Origin of the sequence: Novosphingobium olei (assembly GCF_012927405.1) — a bacterium.
GTDB classification, from domain to species: domain Bacteria; phylum Pseudomonadota; class Alphaproteobacteria; order Sphingomonadales; family Sphingomonadaceae; genus Novosphingobium; species Novosphingobium olei.
Genome location: NZ_JABBGM010000020.1, coordinates 1 through 16,562 on the forward strand (window position 1 = coordinate 1; position 16,562 = coordinate 16,562).

Genomic DNA, 16,562 nt, shown 5'->3' on the forward strand with positions numbered 1-16,562 from the left:
CGGCGATCCGGTCTGGGATCTGGCTCCCGGCGTGTTTCGCGACAACGCCCGGCGCTGCCATATCACGGTACATTTTGACGGTATCGACGACCCATCCATCGCCGATGCCCTGCGCCAGATTCTTCATGCGCGTCTCAATGTCGATCTACCCGGCCACCGTTCACGGCTTGAGCCGGCGGGGGTGCGCGGCGAGGCCAACCGGACCTTGCGCTTTTTCGACTTCGTGAAGGCAGAGCTGGGTCGTTTCGATCTCGGCCGGGTCGATCAGCCTTTGGCCGATCGGTACGCCCGCTCTTTGCGCCTTGCCGGGCTGCGTCCGGCTGCAGTCGCTACCCGGCTGCGCGTGATCTTCGACCTGCACGAGTTGCGCCACCATCTGACGACCGCACGCCTATCCTTTGAGCCATGGCCCGGCCGCAGCCCGTTTTCGGTGGCGGGAGCAAAGCATATCGCCGGAGAGAACCGGACGCCGCGCATTCCGGAAGCGATCATCACCCCGCTGCTCGCCTGGTCGCTGCGCTACGTGACCTGCTATGCAGATGACATCCTCGCCGCGCGGGCGGAACTCGATCGCCTCGAAGCAACGCGCGACCGTCTGGTTGCCGCTGAGGCGGGTCTTGATCATGCGGATCGACGGTCGCGGCAACGCCAACGCCTCAACACCTATATTGCCGCCTTGCGGCGACAACGGCGCGGGATTCCGATCTGGACCACCCCACACAACGGCACAACGCGGACAGATCTGCAAAGCAGCGAAGTCACGCCGCCGATCAACTACCACCTGATCCACCTCCATGCCGGCATCGATGCGCAGGCCGAACCTGCCATGCACCTTGGCCTCACCACCGGCGCGCCGGACCTCATTGCCGCCGTCATCGCAGAACTCGGCACCGAGATCGGCGGGATGGATACGCCCATTTCGGCCGATCCCGATACTGGCCTGCCCTGGCGCACCCGCTTCGATGCCAAGGTCCTGGCTCTCGAAGAGGTCATGCTGCAGTCGGCAGCCTACGTCGTTTGTGCCTATCTCTCAGGCATGCGGGACAGCGAGATCCAGGCGATGAAGCGGGGATGCCTGTCCGTCACCAGATCAGAAGACGGTGCGATCTTGCGGCATCGCATCAAGTCCACCGCTTACAAGGGCAAGCGCGGAGGCGGCGAGGAGACCGAGTGGGTCACGATCGCACCAGTTGCCGAAGCCATCGCCGTCCTCGAACGGCTTTCCGCGCGGGCGAGCCTAGCGCGCGGGACAACGACTTTGTGGCCGGTCCTCGCGCTTCGGGTAAACACCAAGACGCATGTTTCTGCGGAGATCGTCCGGCAACTCAACCGATTTCGCGATCATCTCAACGACCGGTTCGGAACGGCGCAGGCACCGATCATTCCTGCCGGCCCCAATGGCGCGCCCTGGCGTCTGACCACACGCCAGTTTCGCCGGACCATTGCCTGGCACATCGCCAACCGGCCCTTTGGAACGATTGCCGGCATGATCCAGTACAAGCACGCCAGCGTTGCGGCGTTCGAAGGCTATGCCGGCAGCAGCCGGTCCGGATTTCGGGGAGAGATCGAAGCCCAGCGCGCGCTTGGCCAGATCGACGATATCCTCGTCTACTTCGACGATCGGCAAGGTGGTGCGCGCCTTGGCGGACCTGCCGCGAACAGGATCGGAGCCGCACTCGATACTGCCGCCCACGAGTTGGCGCCGCTACCCGCCATGATTGCCGACCGGCCACGCCTACGGACGATGCTCGGCAGTCTCGCGCGGACATTGCATGTCGGCCCGCTGGCCGATTGCTTCTTTGATCCGGCAACTGCCCTGTGCCTCAACCGCATTTCGGAACCGGGTGCGACCGGCCCAATGATCGCCATGTGCGAGCCGGTCCGCTGCCCCAATGCCTGTATTGCCGAACGGCATCGCCCGGCCTGGCAGCGCGGAGCTGACGAGGCGCGGCTGTTGCTGCGCGAGAAGCGGCTTCCAGAACCGCAGCGGGTAACGCTTCAGGCCGAGGTGGCAAGGATTGAGCGTGTCCTCGAACAGATCGCGCCCAGTGCCGCCACACCTAGGACCGGTGTGGCAGGAGAGGGAGAGGAGGCCGGTTTTCGGGTGACGGGCTGAAGGTGCGGAAGAGAGTTTCCCTCCGCCCGTCGTGGAGACCCGCCATGTCCCGATCCCACCCTGTGACGCCGCGAGCCGACGTCTATTCGCGCATCACCACCGAGATTGTCTCTGCCATCGAAGCAGGCGCCGACGACTGGCGCATGCCTTGGCACCATGATGGCGCTGCCACGACCAGGCCGCAGAACGTCACCTCCCGCCGCCGCTATCGCGGTGTCAATGTGCTGGCGCTTTGGATTGCCGCTGAAGCCAGCAGCTATTCCAGTGGTCTTTGGGGGACCTATCGCCAGTGGGCAGCTCTTGGTGCACAAGTCCGCAAGGGTGAGCGCGGAACCACCGTCGTGTTCTGGAAGCAGGCTGCATCGCGCGCCGTTGATGATCATGACGACGGCGAAGCCGGCCCCGGCCGCATGTTCGCCCGGGCCTTCACCGTGTTCAACCTCGCACAGGTCGAGGGCTATGAGCCCGCTCCTGTCGCGGTATTGACCGAGAGCGAGCGGTTCGAACATGCCGAGGCATTCGTGGCGGCTCTGAAGATTCCGATCACCGAAGGCGCCTACGATGCGCACTACCGGATCGATCTCGATCACATCTTCATGCCAACCTTTTCCGCGTTTCGGGATGCAACGGCGCAGATGGGCACCCTTCTGCACGAAGCCGGCCACGCTACGGGCGCAAAGCACAGGCTCGACCGCAATTTTGCCGAGAGGTTCAAGCGCGACAGTCTGGCGATTGAGGAGATCTGCGCCGAACTGACAGCTTCGTTTGTGCTCGCCGACCTCGGGATCGCCCACCATCCGCGCGCCGATCATGCCGCATACGTGGCATCGTGGTTGCGCGTGCTGAAGGACGACCCTCGCGCCATCTTCACCGCCGCAAGCAAGGCACAGGCCGCAGCCGACTGGATGCACGCCCAGCAACCTCAGCCCGAGGAGCTGGCGGCATGACGTGCGTCCGGAAAATTGGCGGTGGAAGTCAGATTAGGGCTGGACTGTCAGGATATGTCGCCTCGCTGTGCCAAGCCACCCTCTGCGCCGAATACGGCCTCCCCAACGAACTCCACGACAGCCACGCCTCCTACATCCACCACTGGATGAAGATCCTGCGCGGCGACAAGACCGCGATCCTCCACGCCGCCGCCAAGGCCGAGCAGGCGGTCAAGTGGCTGCGCCAGTTCGATCCGGCGCTCGGTTCGACCCTGCCGGACGAACTCAAGGAGGCGGCATAACGGCGGCCGGGAAGCGGAGACACAGCGATCGCTCGCATGGCGAGCGGGAAGGGAGGGGGTGGGAGCCCGATGCGCCAGGGGGCGCGAAGGGAGACTTCACCGATGAACTACGATCTCGACTTCCGCTATCGCCGTGCTCTTCAGCCCGACGCGCTCGCGACCATTCCCACCGCCACCCAGGCCGTTGTCGATGCGATGCAGGACGCCCGCAATGCCGGGATCGACCCGGCTCGCGATCCCGCGACCATCCTGCTCGCGCGCCACGTCGGCCGCATCGCACTCGGCCACGCGCCCGACGTAACCTTTGCCGAAGACCTGCCGCTGCGCCGGCAACGCCTCGCCAAGATCGACGAGCTGAAGTCCAAGCCCGCGCTGGTCGCGCTGGCCCGCCGCGGCATCGGCTACGACCCGGAAGCCAAGCGCGCCTTTCACCGCGAAGCGCGTTCGGCGCTGCGGGTGGCGGCGCGCCATTTGGGACTCGAACCTGACCAGTACGATCTGCGCAGCAACTTTGCGGGGCCTGCGGTCTCGGGCGAGATTACGCTCCACAGCGATGAACTCTACGTCCAGGTCTCGATCCCCTGCATCCGCCCAGGCCGCGAGGTCATGTTCCGCCGCTGCAAAGGCCGCCAGGACTACCTCGGCGACCGTAATCACTTCTGCGACATCGCCGTCCTTGCCGCGCCGCACAGCTTCCGCGCGCTCGTCGTTCGCGAGACCGGCCTTTCCATCAATCCGCGCCAGCAGGCGCTCGTCTAGGAGAACTGCCATGGGTTGGCTGTTCATGTCTCGCAGCGGCATGGCCCCGTTCACCACGCCGAAGGCCTATCTCGATAACCAGTGCACCTATCCGCCCGACCCTGACAAGGGCCGGGCGACGGGCCTGCGTGTCCTCAAATCCACCGTCCGTTCGGGCGCCTACTACGCTGCCTGCCAGAGCTATGATCTCGAGGCCCCGCGCGCGACCTTCGCGATCATCTGCCTCGTCAAATGGAACCCCGGCGCGCGCAGCGGCGAAGTGTTCGGTTACAAGGATAGTGCGCCGTTGCGGCGCTGAAACGGAGTATCAAAGATGATGAGGTGAGTTGAGATACCTCTGCCCGCCAAGCTTACCTCGGACCCAAAAGGTCTGAAATTCCGAAAGGAACGGGGGACCATAGCATGCTTGGAGCAAGGCCGAATGCATCCCAGTCGCAAAGGGATGATGCCGGTCAGGGCAAGACGCGCATGGTGAAAGCTAAACTGCTTAAATCCTAGTCTGCAGCATTTTATGTACGCGAAGCTGGCGAAAGCGACTGACACGCCAGATCCGGACGTTGGCAACGGTCTCATGTCTTGGCCGTTTGTTCTCAACCCGTCCGGTGCGCCCCTTGTCCAGGGGTTCAGCAGGCGAAAGGGACACCTAAACGCGTCGCATCTCCGTTCAGCGTAACTACGGGATGCCCTAAACAGGCGGCTTCGGCTGACCTGCATGGGTACGGAGCCGCCATAGTATTCAAATGCCCGGGGTAATGCCCGGGACAGCTCCCGGAAGGGAGACGGTGCAACCGCATAAGGACCGGGCGACCGGGCCGAAACCGGCGACCACCGGGAGAAGGGCGGCAGTTGCGATACTTCAACCGCAAATCATGGGGTGTGCTGATGCTACCAGATACTGTGATGGCCCGGTTGGAGGCCATTCCGACGATCTCTGCGTCGGGCAAACGGGTAAATGGGCTTCATCGTTTGATGAGGTCCCCGCTTCTTTGGGAGCAGGGACTTCGGAAAATTGCCTCCAATCGGGGGGCGATGACGCCGGGCATCGATGGCAAGACATTCGAGGATTTCGGTCCCGACCGTCTCGCTCCGTTGATCGCCAGCGTTGCGACCGGAGCCTACAAACCAAAACCTGTGCGTCGGGTGTTCATCCCGAAAGGCAAAGGAAAGCGGCGTCCGCTGGGGATTCCCACGCGAGACGACCGCCTCGTCCAGGAAGTGGCACGCCAACTGCTGGAACGAATCTATGAGCCGGTCTTCTCGAAGGCCTCGCATGGATTTCGACCGGGAAGATCGTGTCATACGGCCCTCGAGCACGTGAAGGCTGTCTGGACGGGCGTCAAATGGCTTGTCGACGTGGATGTCGCCGGGTTCTTCGAGAACATCGACCATGACATTCTGCTGAAGCTGCTCCGGAAAAGGATCGATGACGAAAGGTTCATCGACCTGATCCGCGACATGCTGAAGGCAGGAGTCATGGAGGGAAGGGCTCACACCCAGACCTATAGCGGCACACCACAAGGCGGGATCGTCTCCCCGATCCTGGCCAACATCTACCTGCACGAACTCGATGAGTTCATGGCGGGTCGGATCACGGCCTTTGAAAAAGGGAAGACCCGCGCCACGAACCCGGAATACCGGAGACTGGCGGGCCGGATCGCCAAACGGCGAGAACGGCTCAAACGACTGGAAGCCAGTGACAACGCTGATCAGGTAACGGTGAAGGCCATCTTGGCCGAAATCAACACCTTATCAAAGCAGATGCGTTCGTTGCCGTCGAGAGACGCCATGGACGCCGGGTTTCGCCGACTTCGCTACTGCCGTTACGCCGACGATTTTCTTATCGGTGTGATTGGCAGCAAGGACGATGCGAGAGGGGTCTTCGCCGAAGTCAGGACCTTCCTGACCGAGGTACTGGCCTTGACCGTATCCGAGGAGAAGAGCGGAATTCGAAAAGCAAGCGATGGTACCAAATTCCTCGGATACGAGGTGCGGACTTACACGGGACGCCAATGGACAGTGCGAAGCCAGAACGGCACACAGCACTTCAAGCGGCGCCCGCCATCGGAAGTCATGCAACTCAATGTTCCGTGGGATAGGGTCACTGCGTTTGTTGCCCGGAAGGCATACGGAGAATGGTCCCGATTGAGGGCCAAACACCGCAACCACCTTCTAAGCTGTAGCGATGTCGAGATTGTCCTTGCCTACAACGCCGAACTGCGAGGGTTCGCGAACTACTACGCTCTGGCGCGCGATGTGAAATTCAAGCTCAACCGGCTTGAATACCTTCAGCGCTGGAGCATGTTCAAAACCTTGGCAAGCAAGCACAAATCCAGTGTGCGAGTTGTTGCCGCCCGCATGAGGCAAGGGCTGGAATACCTCGCCGGCTATGAAGTCGGCGGCCAGCCCCGATCAGTCAAAGTCTGGAAAATGACCGATCTGAACCGTGACCGGATAGACCCGGACAAGGTGGACGTCCAACCTTGGACGCAAATCTTCTCCGGCTCGCGAACAGATTGGGTCGACCGGCAGAACGCCACGCAATGCGAAGCGTGCGGCCGATCCGACCTCCCCTGCCATGTTCATCATGTCAGGGGAATGGCCGATGTTGCGCACAGAGACCAAGCCACGAGGAAAGCCATAGCCAGAGCGCGCAAGACGAAGGTTCTGTGCGTCCCTTGCCACAAGGCGATCCATGGTGGCCCACTACCGGAGCAGAGAACATGAATGGTATTATCGCAATGGAGAGCCGCATGCAGCGAAAGCTGCACGTGCGGTTCGGTGGGGGGAACAGGGCTGACTCCCGGAGCAGCACCACTCCTACCCAACTGAGTGAAACGATGGGGCCGTATAGCTACGACTGCCCGGCCTCGATTCTCGACCTCCTCGGGCCGCCCGGCAACGAATATGCCGCGCAGTGGCGCGAGCAATGCCGCCAGCGCCTCGCCCTGACCACGCGCCGCAAGCCGGCGCCGGGCGACATGCTGGTTTTGGCCGAGCCGCTGACCTTCACCGACGGGCAGAGCGAGCGCAGCTTTCGCGTGGTCCGGTCGGGCCGCAAGACTACCTTACGCCGGGTTAGCGACGGGGTCGGGGTGAAGATCAGCAAGCTGATGAGCCGGGCGTGGACGATCGTGCCGCCGCCCGCAGCGCCGTCAGCCTCGTGACCCGGCACCCAAGCGAGTAGCGCCATGACCGACCCCGCACCGCCTCAGCGCTCGTCCAAGCGGGCACGCCTTTGCAGTATCGAGAACGCCAACCGGATCGCAACCCGGGTCGCCGAGCACGTCCAGGGCGACACTGCCGTGGTCAAGACCGGCAACCCGCTGCAGCCCTTCCGCGTGGTCCTGGCGAGCAAGGCGGCGCCGGGGCGCACGGTATCGCGGGTCGTCACCTGCAACGATGACGACCCGGATGATCAGTAGGGCTCCGGTCCGCGCTCGACGAACCACGATTGCCCTAGCTCGAAGTCGGCGCTGGCCGACACCACCGGGCCGTCGGGCGCTTCGCTGACATAGGGCGAAACGAGGTCCTTGCGGCGAACCCGCATGCGGCTGAGCCAGGCCGCAGTCCGGCCGCGCGCCTTGAGGATCGTTAGCAGCCAGTCCATCGCCTCGGCCATCTCAACCACGCCGCGACCCGCGAGACAATAATAGATCGCCCGCTGGAAATCGTCGCACTGGGTGCTGAGAATGCCGGCGAGCTTCGCCCGTCCGCCGGAGGCGTTCTCATGAACGAGGGACACTGCCTCGCGCAGTTCCCGGACCGACAGGTAGGCGTCATCCACACCGACCCCGATGCACAGCGCCGCGATCGCCCGCCGCACCGGCGGCAGGTTCTCGTCGCACGAGGCATCGCGCAGGCCGATGTCGAGATCGAAATGGTCGAGGTGGCTGGGAGCGGGCATGGCGAGGTCCTTTCCAAAAGAACGTAGCGTGAACGTTCAGACCCCGTCAACCGGACAGCGGAGGGGAGGGGGCACTCGGCGGGGGATCAATCTTGGAAGGAAGAACCCATGACTCAGCTTGCTCAATCCACGCCTGTCGCTGTCGACCACACTGCCGAGATCGCCCGGCTCAACGACGCGGCCCGCGCAGGTTCGCTGCCGACGTCGCGCATTGTGTTCACCCGGGCACTGGCCGACATGCTTGCTGGTGACGCCGAGGACCCCGGCGCCCGCCAGGCCAGTCTGATGCTGGGGCAGGCCGCGCTGCGCAGGCTGATCAACGAGACTCCGATCGAGCCGGGGAACGACCCTCACGGCGAGCGCGACTTTGGTGCCGTCGAGTTCCAGGGGCACAAGATCTTCTGGAAGATCGATGTCTACGCCAATGACGGGACGCTCTCCTGGGGGTCGGAGACGCCGTGGGACGCGCAGCAGAGTTTCCGCGTGGTCACGATCATGCTGGCGAGCGACTGGTGAGCCGATGAGCCGGTATTCGTTGAAGCCGCATCCTAAGCACTCGGACATTTTCGAGGTTGCAGTCGGGTGGGACGTGGGGCTGAGCTCGTTCTTCGTGATGGTGTTCGGCGTTGCCGATGCGGGCCGCGATCCCGATTTGTGGCACTGGCGTGGTGGCCAGCCCAGGCAGATTGCTTCTGTCGAGGCGCTACAGACTGAGGTCTTGCCATATGCTGAGCTTCCGGTGGAACTGGTTAGCCGACTTAAAGGCGACCAGCGCAACGGCGGCGCGAACCCTTCACGGCGATTAAGCCGGTTCATTTCGCACCTGCTAAATTTCTGATCGACGGTTTAATTAGAAAATCAGAGCTGCCTTCGGCGCAGCCGCTTCACCGCTTGAATATTTCCGTTCGTTCAAAGGCCCTGTTTGTCGAGTCTTTTACGCTCTTGTATCAGCCAATCAAAGACTTCCTCGGCATTCGAGCCTGGAAGATCTCCCGATTGCGTCAAGTCCGTGATCGCGTGCTGCCTGGCGAGAGCGAAGGGCATCCCTCGCCCATCGACATATTGCGAAAGGCGCAACGAGGCTTCCCCCGCCTGCCGGCAGTGAGTCCAAAAATCGTCAGCGCCGCTCGACCATGAACGGCTCGTCTCGATCGCTTCTCGCAACTGCTGATCGCTGACATCATGGCGGCAATTCGGCCTGGCCTCTCGAACCAGCGATCGGACGACGTCCGGCGACAGGCAGTTCTCACCCCCGCGACCATCCGCTCTGAGCTTGCCCGCATCGGTCATGACTAGCCTGCAATCCTGGCAGATCGTGACCTTGACGTATGACTCGAAGATCGGCCTTTCAGCCCTGTAGGCTGAGCGAAACTGCAGGGCGCGCTCATCCGTCACTTCGCGATAGTCGCAGATCTCGTGAATGTGCCCAGTCCACTTTCCCTTCCCGGAAGGGCGAATGATCTCCTGTTTTGAGCGCGAGCAGCAGGCGCAGCGCCAGTCCGCAGCGGTCTTGCTCCAAGGCCCCGGCTTTTGCATGGCGCGATCATATTCCGCGAACTCCTTCGGTGTCGGGACCCGAACCCGCGGAGCAGTTGTTTTTGTTTGTGCCGACCTATGGCCGTCACTGGCACATGATCTTGCTCGTAAAGCCTCCCACAATTGTGGCAACTTGCCTCTGGCACCAAGCTGGCTGGTTGCAAGACTCAGAAACATGCGGGCATCCTGGTCGCCGACCAGGTTGTATGAATCGTTGTATTGTTCACGGTCGTGCAAGCCGAGGGTCAATCGCCCCGCTATTTGCTCGATAAATACGAGGCGCTGCTGGAAGTCCGCGTCGGCCTTCGCCCAAATCGCCAAGCCCTTTTCGAAATTGAGTTCGTGGGCACAGTTGGGACGGGCATCGACAAATGCGCCAATTTCGCCGGGGCTAAAGCTGAAGTCGGGGTGGACGCGACGACCGAGATCCTTTTGCATCGCTGCGTCAGCCGCATTGCAATCCATGCATACCAGGGTCTCGGCGAAGCGCTCGACCAAGGGCAGGACCGCAGCGCAAGCGCGTTTGCGCTGTGTATAGAGGGGGTCTGTGTTGTCCAACCACGCGGTCTCCCGCAGAATTCTTGCGGCGAGATCGCCCAAATGATCGTGATGGCGTTCAAGCTGGCACAGAATGACGCCGCTTTCGGTTTTCCTGGCAATGTCGATCTTTTTTCTGCTGCAAGCCGGGCAACGCCACGCAAGCGAGGTCATCGCCCATGCTTCGTTGATGTTCATTCGCTCAGTTTCAAAGTCGCTTTTCAACACCTGCGACAATGCACTCCACTTGCCATCGCTATGCCTGGTCAGTGGATGTTGGCGAACCTCGTCGTCTTCCATCGAGGCAAAATCAGGAACGTGAACGGTGATCTCAGGCATGACCCTTCGTGATCGGAATCGCTGTACAGATCAATCGATGCGCGCCCATTTGACCTAAGTCCTTCACCGCAATTTCTTGAACGCCCAGAGGTGCATATAGATCTCGGCCAGTTCCACCGCCCGTTGGGTTGAGAATCCTGCCTTGGTCAGATGGGACCGCAACAGGTAATCGGGGATTTCCTGTCGGCTTTCACGAACCAACGCATAGAAACGCTGCCAATCGTAGAAGTGGAGCGACGATGTGTTCGCGAGAATGGTGAAGCGCTCGAGCAAAGTCGTCGTTAGCTCACTCATTGCAAAGGCCTTGCCATGGCGCGCACCTATCCGCAGGCGATATCGCGAGCCGAACTCTCGATTGTACTGCCTGAGCAATTCGCCAGCTAAACCGCGCGCCGCCTCGATATAGACCGCCTTGGTCGGCGGATCCGGCAACCATCGCGCCGCCCGCATCTCGACGTTCACCCGACCCGGCCGGTCATCGTATGCAATCAGTTGAAAGCCATGCCCCTCGTGAATGCTCTCGCCGATGAGCCGGAAATTCACGATGTCGGTCCGGCGTTGTCCTGGATGAATACAGTGGCGTTCGACTTCGAATTTGTCGGATTCTTCACCCAACCTTGCCATTCGTTCGAGGAATTCGACCAATTCAACGGACACTGCGACATCAATGTTGGGGAGTAGCTCAGCCATAACGGCACTTTGCATCGAGAAATCGCCGGCATCCAGCTTGCATTGAACCAGTGACCCGACCCCGAATATTGACGGGAAACGAGAAGGCCGATCTAGTCCATAGCTTCCAATATCTCGCCGAAAACCGTCCGGATCACCACGCAATCATCGCACAGCCGTAAAGACGGTACGCCCGGCATCGCTTCTGCAGCATTCGCAATCCGGTAGTCATTTGCGGGGTCGCCGCACGACGAGCAGACTTCAACTGATTGCTCACTGCTGATCGACATACGTGCGATTGCGCCAAGACGCGGTTCGACCCGATCTACGATTGAAAACCAGAGCGGTGTGTGCGGTACAATCCTCTCGAGGTGTTGATCGACATCTTCCGGGAAATGCTTTGCCAGCCATTGCCGCGCTGTCTCAACGCGCCGATCGTGGTCACGAACAAGGGTCTGATAGAGATCGATCAACAAGCCAACGGCCTCGCGGGGACTTTCCTGCTGTGACGCTTCATAATGTGCGAGATTGACCGAGAAACGTACTCCGCCGGAGTAGTACTCGCGGATTGTGCCGACGCAGTACGCCCTCATATCCGCTAAGAGGCGCGGTTCTGCGACCTCCTCCATCAACGCCAGATCATATCGATAAGGGTGGGCTGACAGTTCGTGTCCCCAAAGGTCAAGGTAGCCTGATTTACGATATGCATCGGCAATCGCCGCATCCCACTCGGGGTGGTCCCGCACCACCCGATCGACGTCGGTGAAGTTTTCCACTTCCGGGTCAAGCGAACGCACAAAGGCCAAGATTTCATTTTGCGCCTCGCGCATCAGCTGCAGGGGATTTGACCGCTTCGACATTGCGGCAACCTCTTCGGCGGACACCGGGACAGTAATGTCGTCCAATTCCTGCAGTAAACCGCTCTTTCGAAGCTCTTCAGGCGTGCAATAATCCTGATCTGCGACGAGAAGGATCCCAACACTGGCATAAGCTCTGGCTACCAGCCGCGAGCAAAATTGCCGTCTGCCGCGAGGCTTCCCAATAGGAGCGACTGAACGCGCAGCTTCGATTTTGGAGTATCGTGTTCCGATCTCGGACCGCGCGAAGTCAACGACTTTCTGGATTTCGAGTGACGGCAGGGCCTCGCGCAACCGGAAAGCGCTCACCTGCTCATCGTCGCTGAAGAACTCGCGCTGAAGATTCCGGGCCTGCACGCCCTCTGACGTTGAGTCGATGATCGACCCATGTTGAACGCAGATCATCGCGTGCGACACGTCACCTTTGCTTGCCAATCTGACCAGCTTTCCGGTCGTGCTCTTGCTGGCAGTAAGAACAATGTCGCCAGGTTGCAGCCTGTCGATATCGATGCACTTCATATTCGCTGGAACCGCGTCTGTCATCGCGGCACTGGACACAAAAACACAAATTACTGCAATTGCTCAAATCATGATTGCAATCAGCCAGAAGCGTTTTGACGCGCTTGCGGGATACACTCGCCTGCCAGCCATTGTCCTGATCATCCAGGAAGCCGGCTGGTTCGCCACCGACGACGAGCGCTTGCTTGGCCTTGTTACCTGGGACCGGTTCGATAGGGACTACGGGTGGATCGTATTGGGCCGAGACGGTCGCGGGCGGTTCCGAGCAATCGATCAGAACGTATCTTTCCCGAGCTTCGATGACGCAAAGGCTCGGCTTGGAGCTGCACTCGAGAAGCATGCTGCGCTCCCAGACGAAGCATTTCATCAGGGCGACGAACAAGGTGCGCTGGTGGATTTCTTCACCCCCATTGTCCCGGAGAACCGGATCAACAGCACCTTCAAGACGCTGATCGGTGAAGAGCGATTTTCGCCCGCGCGCGAACTCATTGGCGCGATGATGCCATTCTTCGAAGACGTAGATGGAAACTTCATCGAACAGTTTCAGACGACTGGCTTTGATCCGAGATTGTGGGAGCTGTATCTGTTCGCAGCCTTCACCGAGCTCGGATACGCACATGAAGAAGGCGTAGTGGTGCCGGATCTGCTCTTGTCGAGCCCAGCGGGCCGCCTTGCCATAGAGGCCACCACCGTAAACCCACCGCAGGTCGGCGCCGTCCCGGACCCGCAGACTGATGCTGAAATTCGGGCCTACCTTGAGAATTATGTTCAGATCAAACTGGCCCGCTCCCTCACTCGCAAACTCTACCACAAGCAGCGCTATTGGGACGCGGCCGGAATAGACGGTGCTCCATTTGTAATCGCTTTGCAGGATTTCCATGCCCCCGCAGCCATGACGCGCATTGTGCCCCTGGCCACCGAATATGTGTTCGGAGTGCGCCATTCGATTGTCGATGGCGCGCGCAAGATCGAACGCATTGTCGAACATGTCTATGGGGAAGCCCGCGTGGCCTCGAACTTCTTCGGCCTGCCCGAAGCCGAGAATGTCAGCGCTGTTCTCCTCAATCCGCAGGGCACAATCACCAAATTCAATCGCCTTGGCTACATCGCTGGCTTTGGCAACCGGGATGTCCGGATGGTGCGCTCGGGGATCGCAAGGGGAGAACTCAATCATGGGGATCCACGCCCGACAGAATTCCGGCATGACGTTCGAGATCCGAACTATTCAGAAAGCTGGATCGAAGGGGCAGTCGTCCTTCACAATCCCAACGCCCGCATACCGCTCGACCCAGACCTTATCCCCGGCGCCGCCCATGAGTTTCTCCAGCCCGATGGGAGCATCATGTCGCTCTTGCCTGAGTTCCAGCCTTACATGTCCAGGACCAGTATTACGTTCGGGATCCAAACGAAGGATTTCGATGACGTAAGTTCAGATTCCTGAGCTCAAAAGCGGCTCGCCGCACATCGGGGAGGCGAACCTTGTACCGGACCTGGCCATGCTTGGTGGAGTGAGTGGCAGTTTGTGAGGCAAGCGCGCCTGAGGACCGCTTAGCGGAGTGGTGCAATTTATTAGCGTCGCTGACGCGACCGGATCCGCACCGCTGTCCGAATGTCGTGGAGGTCCACACGGTTTGCCACGAATTGTCGGCGCATCTCGTTGAAAATAGGGTTATCTCGTTCAGGGTCGTCAATGCTTAGGATCAACGAGAACGGTACGCCCTCGGGCGGGAACTCCGCTTCAGCCCGCACGATGCTTTCAACTTGTAAACGCCATTCGGTACTAGCGCCCACGCCCGTGATGAATTCCTTTTCGTAGCGCTTGGTGGGCCACCATTTCAGACCTTGAGATATGAGGGCCTTTTCTGGTGCGGTCAGCCCGGCTGCACGGGGGAGAAAGCCCTGTTCGATTTTGTCGTTCCAACTCGGCATGCCGTCTCCGCGGTCAATGGGTTGGCGCTGCTGGAGCTTTGCGTCGAGATTGACCCGGACGAATTCCGTGCCAAAGGCCTGATCGATCGGTGGGTCATAGACCAGCGTCATTCGGACCTTACCCCGGCAAGCCCGTGTCTCGGGATCGACCATCGACGCAGGCCAGGCGAACGGGAATCGCAATACCGCCGGGCGGCGCTCGCCGACGGTGAGGCGGCTTTCGAAGACCAGCGTGATGGCGTGATCGTCCGTTTCCAGCATGGTCGCTGCGTCGATCGGCTGACCGAAGCCCACGAATTGCCGGGCGACCTCGCGCAGCGACCGGTTCTGCAAGCAGTCAGGTACGACCGCATTGTGCACCGCGAACGCCCGCAGCGTGCGTACCGTCAGCTGTTCGCTGGTCATAACATCAAGTGACGCGATGGTCTTAGCGACCAGGGGGGCAGCGAAACTGGTCCCTCGCGTTTCGCAGCTGAAGCCGTCATGCGCGCAAGTGGTGAGCGCCGTCGCCTGATTAGTCAAATCGCCAACACCGCCGTAGTGAGCAAGGTCCGGCTTGATGCCGACACGCAGACCAGGCCCCCGGCGCGTGTAAGTCGCCGGTGCGCCCGGGATGTGCGCGCCATCTGGGGGATTGAGCGCGCCGACCGAGAGCATCCGAACGCCTTCGCTCGGCATGAAAATGGTGTCGGCATTGGTGCGCGTAGCAAGGGCTGCCATGGCCTGTTGCGGCCTACGCGGCCATGGGGCTCGCCATTCGGCACCTTGCAGGTTCCCGGCAGAGTTAATGATGACGACCCCGTGCCGGTCCTGGATCTCATCAAGGCGTGCCGCGTAGACGCTGTAGAGGTTTTGCTCGACGGGAGAGGTGATGTTGAGCGACATATTAAACACGCGCACGTTGTGCGTGTCTCGCAGTTCGACGATCGCCGCCTCCAGTTCCTCGAGGAAGGCCTCGAACCCGCGCTGGCCATACACGTCGAGGAACCGATCACGCGGCATAAGCGGAATATCGAAGATGTCGCAACCGTCCGTTTCCCGGCCGACCTCTTGGCCGTTCGCACCCCGAGCGCCGATCAGAATGCCCGCGACCATCGTGCCATGGCTCGCGTCGCACTGGGTTTCCGCGAGGAAGTCGTACCTTGAGTGCACCCACCCGTTCAGGTGCGAACTTACGCCAGTGTCGATGACGCCGACCTTCGGATAGATGCCGCCCGCGACCCTAGGCGGCACCACGAACGGCTGCGGCATCGGAACTGTTGGCGCGTCAGATGCTTCGAGAAGGACGGGGAAGCGAATGCGCCGCACCAGCGGGTGCTTGGCCAGGACATTCAGCACTTCCTCATGGCGCTCAACGCTCGGGTCAACCGACGCCACCCCCGGCTCCAATGTCAGGTCCCCCTTGATGGCGCGGCGGTCTTCGATCAGGGGGAGGTTGCGCGAGTTGGTAACGAGTACTTCCAGCGACGGAACTCCCCCAGGGCTGGGGAGAAGTGCTGCATACATGCCCTGACCGAGCGCGCCGATCTCGCGCTGCAGCGTTTCGAAACTTTGGCGCAGGCCGAGGACATCATCACTGAGCGTCGGATCGAGCGGACGCTGCTCGAACAACTCGACGACATAGCCGCTCGCCGCCGATGGCTGCAATAGTGCCTGCACTGCCTGCGCAGCAGAGAAATTGCGCTTGCCCGCGATAGGCGCGATGTCGATCTCTTCGATCGCGCCGAGTTCCGAGCGCGCGCGCGATACAAAGCGATAGGGCTGGCCATTGCGGCTGACCCGGTCCTCACCTTGCAGTTCCGCGCTATCAAAACGAGTTCGGAGGCGGTGGATATAGTGGCGAGGCAAACGGAAGAAGAGTTCCCCCGGAGCACCGGCTCCAACGCAAGGGAATTGGTCTCGCACGAACAGGAATTTATTGGGACGATACGACTTGGCGATCGCTTCTGTCCGCATCTTCACCCGCACGTAAGCAAGGGGTCCGAAACGGGATTCGGCAAGCTCCGCGTCGATGCCCTCTAAGCGTTCGATCATCGCAGCCTTGTGGGCAGCAAATCCCCGGTCATTCCCGTCGAAGAAGTCCTTATCCGGTCCGGCGCGACCAGGTTCAGGCGCGCGGATGTAGGACTCGTCGTTCAGGACAATTTGAACCGGATTGTTTGGCATTAA

Annotated in this window: 16 protein-coding genes; 11 read left to right on the forward strand and 5 right to left on the reverse strand. The window is 60.9% G+C overall.

Annotated elements, in window-relative coordinates:
- The 8 genes from HHL27_RS21205 to HHL27_RS21240 all read left to right on the forward strand — a co-directional run.
- Window positions 1-2,116, forward strand: a 2,116-nt coding sequence (locus tag HHL27_RS21205; protein ID WP_240960196.1) for a site-specific integrase, incomplete at its 5' end; no start/stop codon positions are given.
- A gap of 44 nt (window positions 2,117-2,160) precedes the next feature.
- On the forward strand, window positions 2,161-3,063 hold the full coding sequence (locus HHL27_RS21210) for an ArdC family protein (RefSeq protein ID WP_010890911.1): 903 nt from the start codon (window positions 2,161-2,163) through the stop codon (window positions 3,061-3,063).
- Entirely contained in the window at window positions 3,060-3,344 is a 285-nt protein-coding gene (locus HHL27_RS21215) for a zincin-like metallopeptidase domain-containing protein (RefSeq protein ID WP_169495388.1), read from the forward strand. Before HHL27_RS21210 ends, HHL27_RS21215 begins: the two co-directional genes overlap by 4 nt.
- A gap of 102 nt (window positions 3,345-3,446) precedes the next feature.
- Window positions 3,447-4,103 (forward strand): hypothetical protein, encoded by a 657-nt coding sequence (locus HHL27_RS21220; protein ID WP_169495389.1) that lies wholly within the window; start codon window positions 3,447-3,449, stop codon window positions 4,101-4,103.
- A gap of 10 nt (window positions 4,104-4,113) precedes the next feature.
- Window positions 4,114-4,401: a hypothetical protein gene (locus tag HHL27_RS21225; RefSeq protein WP_169495390.1), complete on the forward strand. Its 288-nt coding sequence runs from the start codon at window positions 4,114-4,116 to the stop codon at window positions 4,399-4,401.
- A 584-nt stretch (window positions 4,402-4,985) separates the two neighbouring features.
- Window positions 4,986-6,827, forward strand: a complete 1,842-nt coding sequence (locus HHL27_RS21230) for a reverse transcriptase domain-containing protein (protein WP_011906624.1) — start codon at window positions 4,986-4,988, stop codon at window positions 6,825-6,827.
- A 113-nt stretch (window positions 6,828-6,940) separates the two neighbouring features.
- Window positions 6,941-7,267, forward strand: a complete 327-nt coding sequence (locus tag HHL27_RS21235) for a DUF6927 domain-containing protein (protein WP_169495391.1) — start codon at window positions 6,941-6,943, stop codon at window positions 7,265-7,267.
- 24 nt (window positions 7,268-7,291) lie between these two features.
- Window positions 7,292-7,525, forward strand: coding sequence for a hypothetical protein (locus HHL27_RS21240; protein WP_124811518.1), 234 nt, complete (start codon window positions 7,292-7,294; stop codon window positions 7,523-7,525).
- On the opposite strand, the gene HHL27_RS21245 is transcribed toward HHL27_RS21240, so the two are convergent.
- On the reverse strand, window positions 7,519-8,007 hold the full coding sequence (locus HHL27_RS21245; RefSeq protein WP_169495392.1) for a hypothetical protein: 489 nt from the start codon (window positions 8,005-8,007) through the stop codon (window positions 7,519-7,521). The two genes, HHL27_RS21240 and HHL27_RS21245, sit on opposite strands and share 7 nt — an antisense overlap.
- Window positions 8,008-8,115: 108 nt before the next feature.
- On the opposite strand from HHL27_RS21245, the gene HHL27_RS21250 reads away from it, so the two are divergent.
- A complete protein-coding gene (locus HHL27_RS21250) occupies window positions 8,116-8,523 on the forward strand; it encodes a DUF3768 domain-containing protein (RefSeq protein WP_169495393.1) in 408 nt (135 codons plus the stop codon).
- A gap of 4 nt (window positions 8,524-8,527) precedes the next feature.
- Window positions 8,528-8,845: a hypothetical protein gene (locus HHL27_RS21255; RefSeq protein WP_169495394.1), complete on the forward strand. Its 318-nt coding sequence runs from the start codon at window positions 8,528-8,530 to the stop codon at window positions 8,843-8,845.
- A 71-nt stretch (window positions 8,846-8,916) separates the two neighbouring features.
- Here the strand turns inward: HHL27_RS21255 and HHL27_RS21260 are convergent, their stop codons facing one another.
- The 3 genes from HHL27_RS21260 to HHL27_RS21270 form a co-directional block, all read right to left on the reverse strand.
- Window positions 8,917-10,419 (reverse strand): hypothetical protein, encoded by a 1,503-nt coding sequence (locus HHL27_RS21260; protein ID WP_169495395.1) that lies wholly within the window; start codon window positions 10,417-10,419, stop codon window positions 8,917-8,919.
- Between the two features lie 63 nt (window positions 10,420-10,482).
- Complete coding sequence (locus HHL27_RS21265) at window positions 10,483-11,109, reverse strand: hypothetical protein (protein WP_169495396.1); 627 nt, start codon at window positions 11,107-11,109, stop codon at window positions 10,483-10,485.
- A 92-nt stretch (window positions 11,110-11,201) separates the two neighbouring features.
- Entirely contained in the window at window positions 11,202-12,464 is a 1,263-nt protein-coding gene (locus HHL27_RS21270) for a YiiX/YebB-like N1pC/P60 family cysteine hydrolase (RefSeq protein ID WP_169495397.1), read from the reverse strand.
- Between HHL27_RS21270 and HHL27_RS21275 the strand changes: the two genes are divergently transcribed.
- Window positions 12,454-13,905: a hypothetical protein gene (locus HHL27_RS21275; protein WP_206069775.1), complete on the forward strand. Its 1,452-nt coding sequence runs from the start codon at window positions 12,454-12,456 to the stop codon at window positions 13,903-13,905. The genes HHL27_RS21270 and HHL27_RS21275 overlap by 11 nt on opposite strands.
- Before the next feature lie 128 nt (window positions 13,906-14,033).
- Here the strand turns inward: HHL27_RS21275 and HHL27_RS21280 are convergent, their stop codons facing one another.
- Window positions 14,034-16,559: a S8 family peptidase gene (locus tag HHL27_RS21280; protein ID WP_169495398.1), complete on the reverse strand. Its 2,526-nt coding sequence runs from the start codon at window positions 16,557-16,559 to the stop codon at window positions 14,034-14,036.
- Window positions 16,560-16,562 lie beyond the last annotated feature (3 nt).

Coding starts and splice junctions, on each gene's coding strand:
- HHL27_RS21210 (WP_010890911.1), top strand. CDS start 2,161: ATGTCCCGATCCCACCCTGTGACGCCGCGAGCCGACGTCTATTCGCGC.
- HHL27_RS21215 (WP_169495388.1), top strand. CDS start 3,060: ATGACGTGCGTCCGGAAAATTGGCGGTGGAAGTCAGATTAGGGCTGGA.
- HHL27_RS21220 (WP_169495389.1), top strand. CDS start 3,447: ATGAACTACGATCTCGACTTCCGCTATCGCCGTGCTCTTCAGCCCGAC.
- HHL27_RS21225 (WP_169495390.1), top strand. CDS start 4,114: ATGGGTTGGCTGTTCATGTCTCGCAGCGGCATGGCCCCGTTCACCACG.
- HHL27_RS21230 (WP_011906624.1), top strand. CDS start 4,986: ATGCTACCAGATACTGTGATGGCCCGGTTGGAGGCCATTCCGACGATC.
- HHL27_RS21235 (WP_169495391.1), top strand. CDS start 6,941: ATGGGGCCGTATAGCTACGACTGCCCGGCCTCGATTCTCGACCTCCTC.
- HHL27_RS21240 (WP_124811518.1), top strand. CDS start 7,292: ATGACCGACCCCGCACCGCCTCAGCGCTCGTCCAAGCGGGCACGCCTT.
- HHL27_RS21245 (WP_169495392.1), bottom strand. CDS start 8,007: ATGCCCGCTCCCAGCCACCTCGACCATTTCGATCTCGACATCGGCCTG.
- HHL27_RS21250 (WP_169495393.1), top strand. CDS start 8,116: ATGACTCAGCTTGCTCAATCCACGCCTGTCGCTGTCGACCACACTGCC.
- HHL27_RS21255 (WP_169495394.1), top strand. CDS start 8,528: ATGAGCCGGTATTCGTTGAAGCCGCATCCTAAGCACTCGGACATTTTC.
- HHL27_RS21260 (WP_169495395.1), bottom strand. CDS start 10,419: ATGCCTGAGATCACCGTTCACGTTCCTGATTTTGCCTCGATGGAAGAC.
- HHL27_RS21265 (WP_169495396.1), bottom strand. CDS start 11,109: ATGGCTGAGCTACTCCCCAACATTGATGTCGCAGTGTCCGTTGAATTG.
- HHL27_RS21275 (WP_206069775.1), top strand. CDS start 12,454: ATGCACTTCATATTCGCTGGAACCGCGTCTGTCATCGCGGCACTGGAC.
- HHL27_RS21270 (WP_169495397.1), bottom strand. CDS start 12,464: ATGAAGTGCATCGATATCGACAGGCTGCAACCTGGCGACATTGTTCTT.
- HHL27_RS21280 (WP_169495398.1), bottom strand. CDS start 16,559: ATGCCAAACAATCCGGTTCAAATTGTCCTGAACGACGAGTCCTACATC.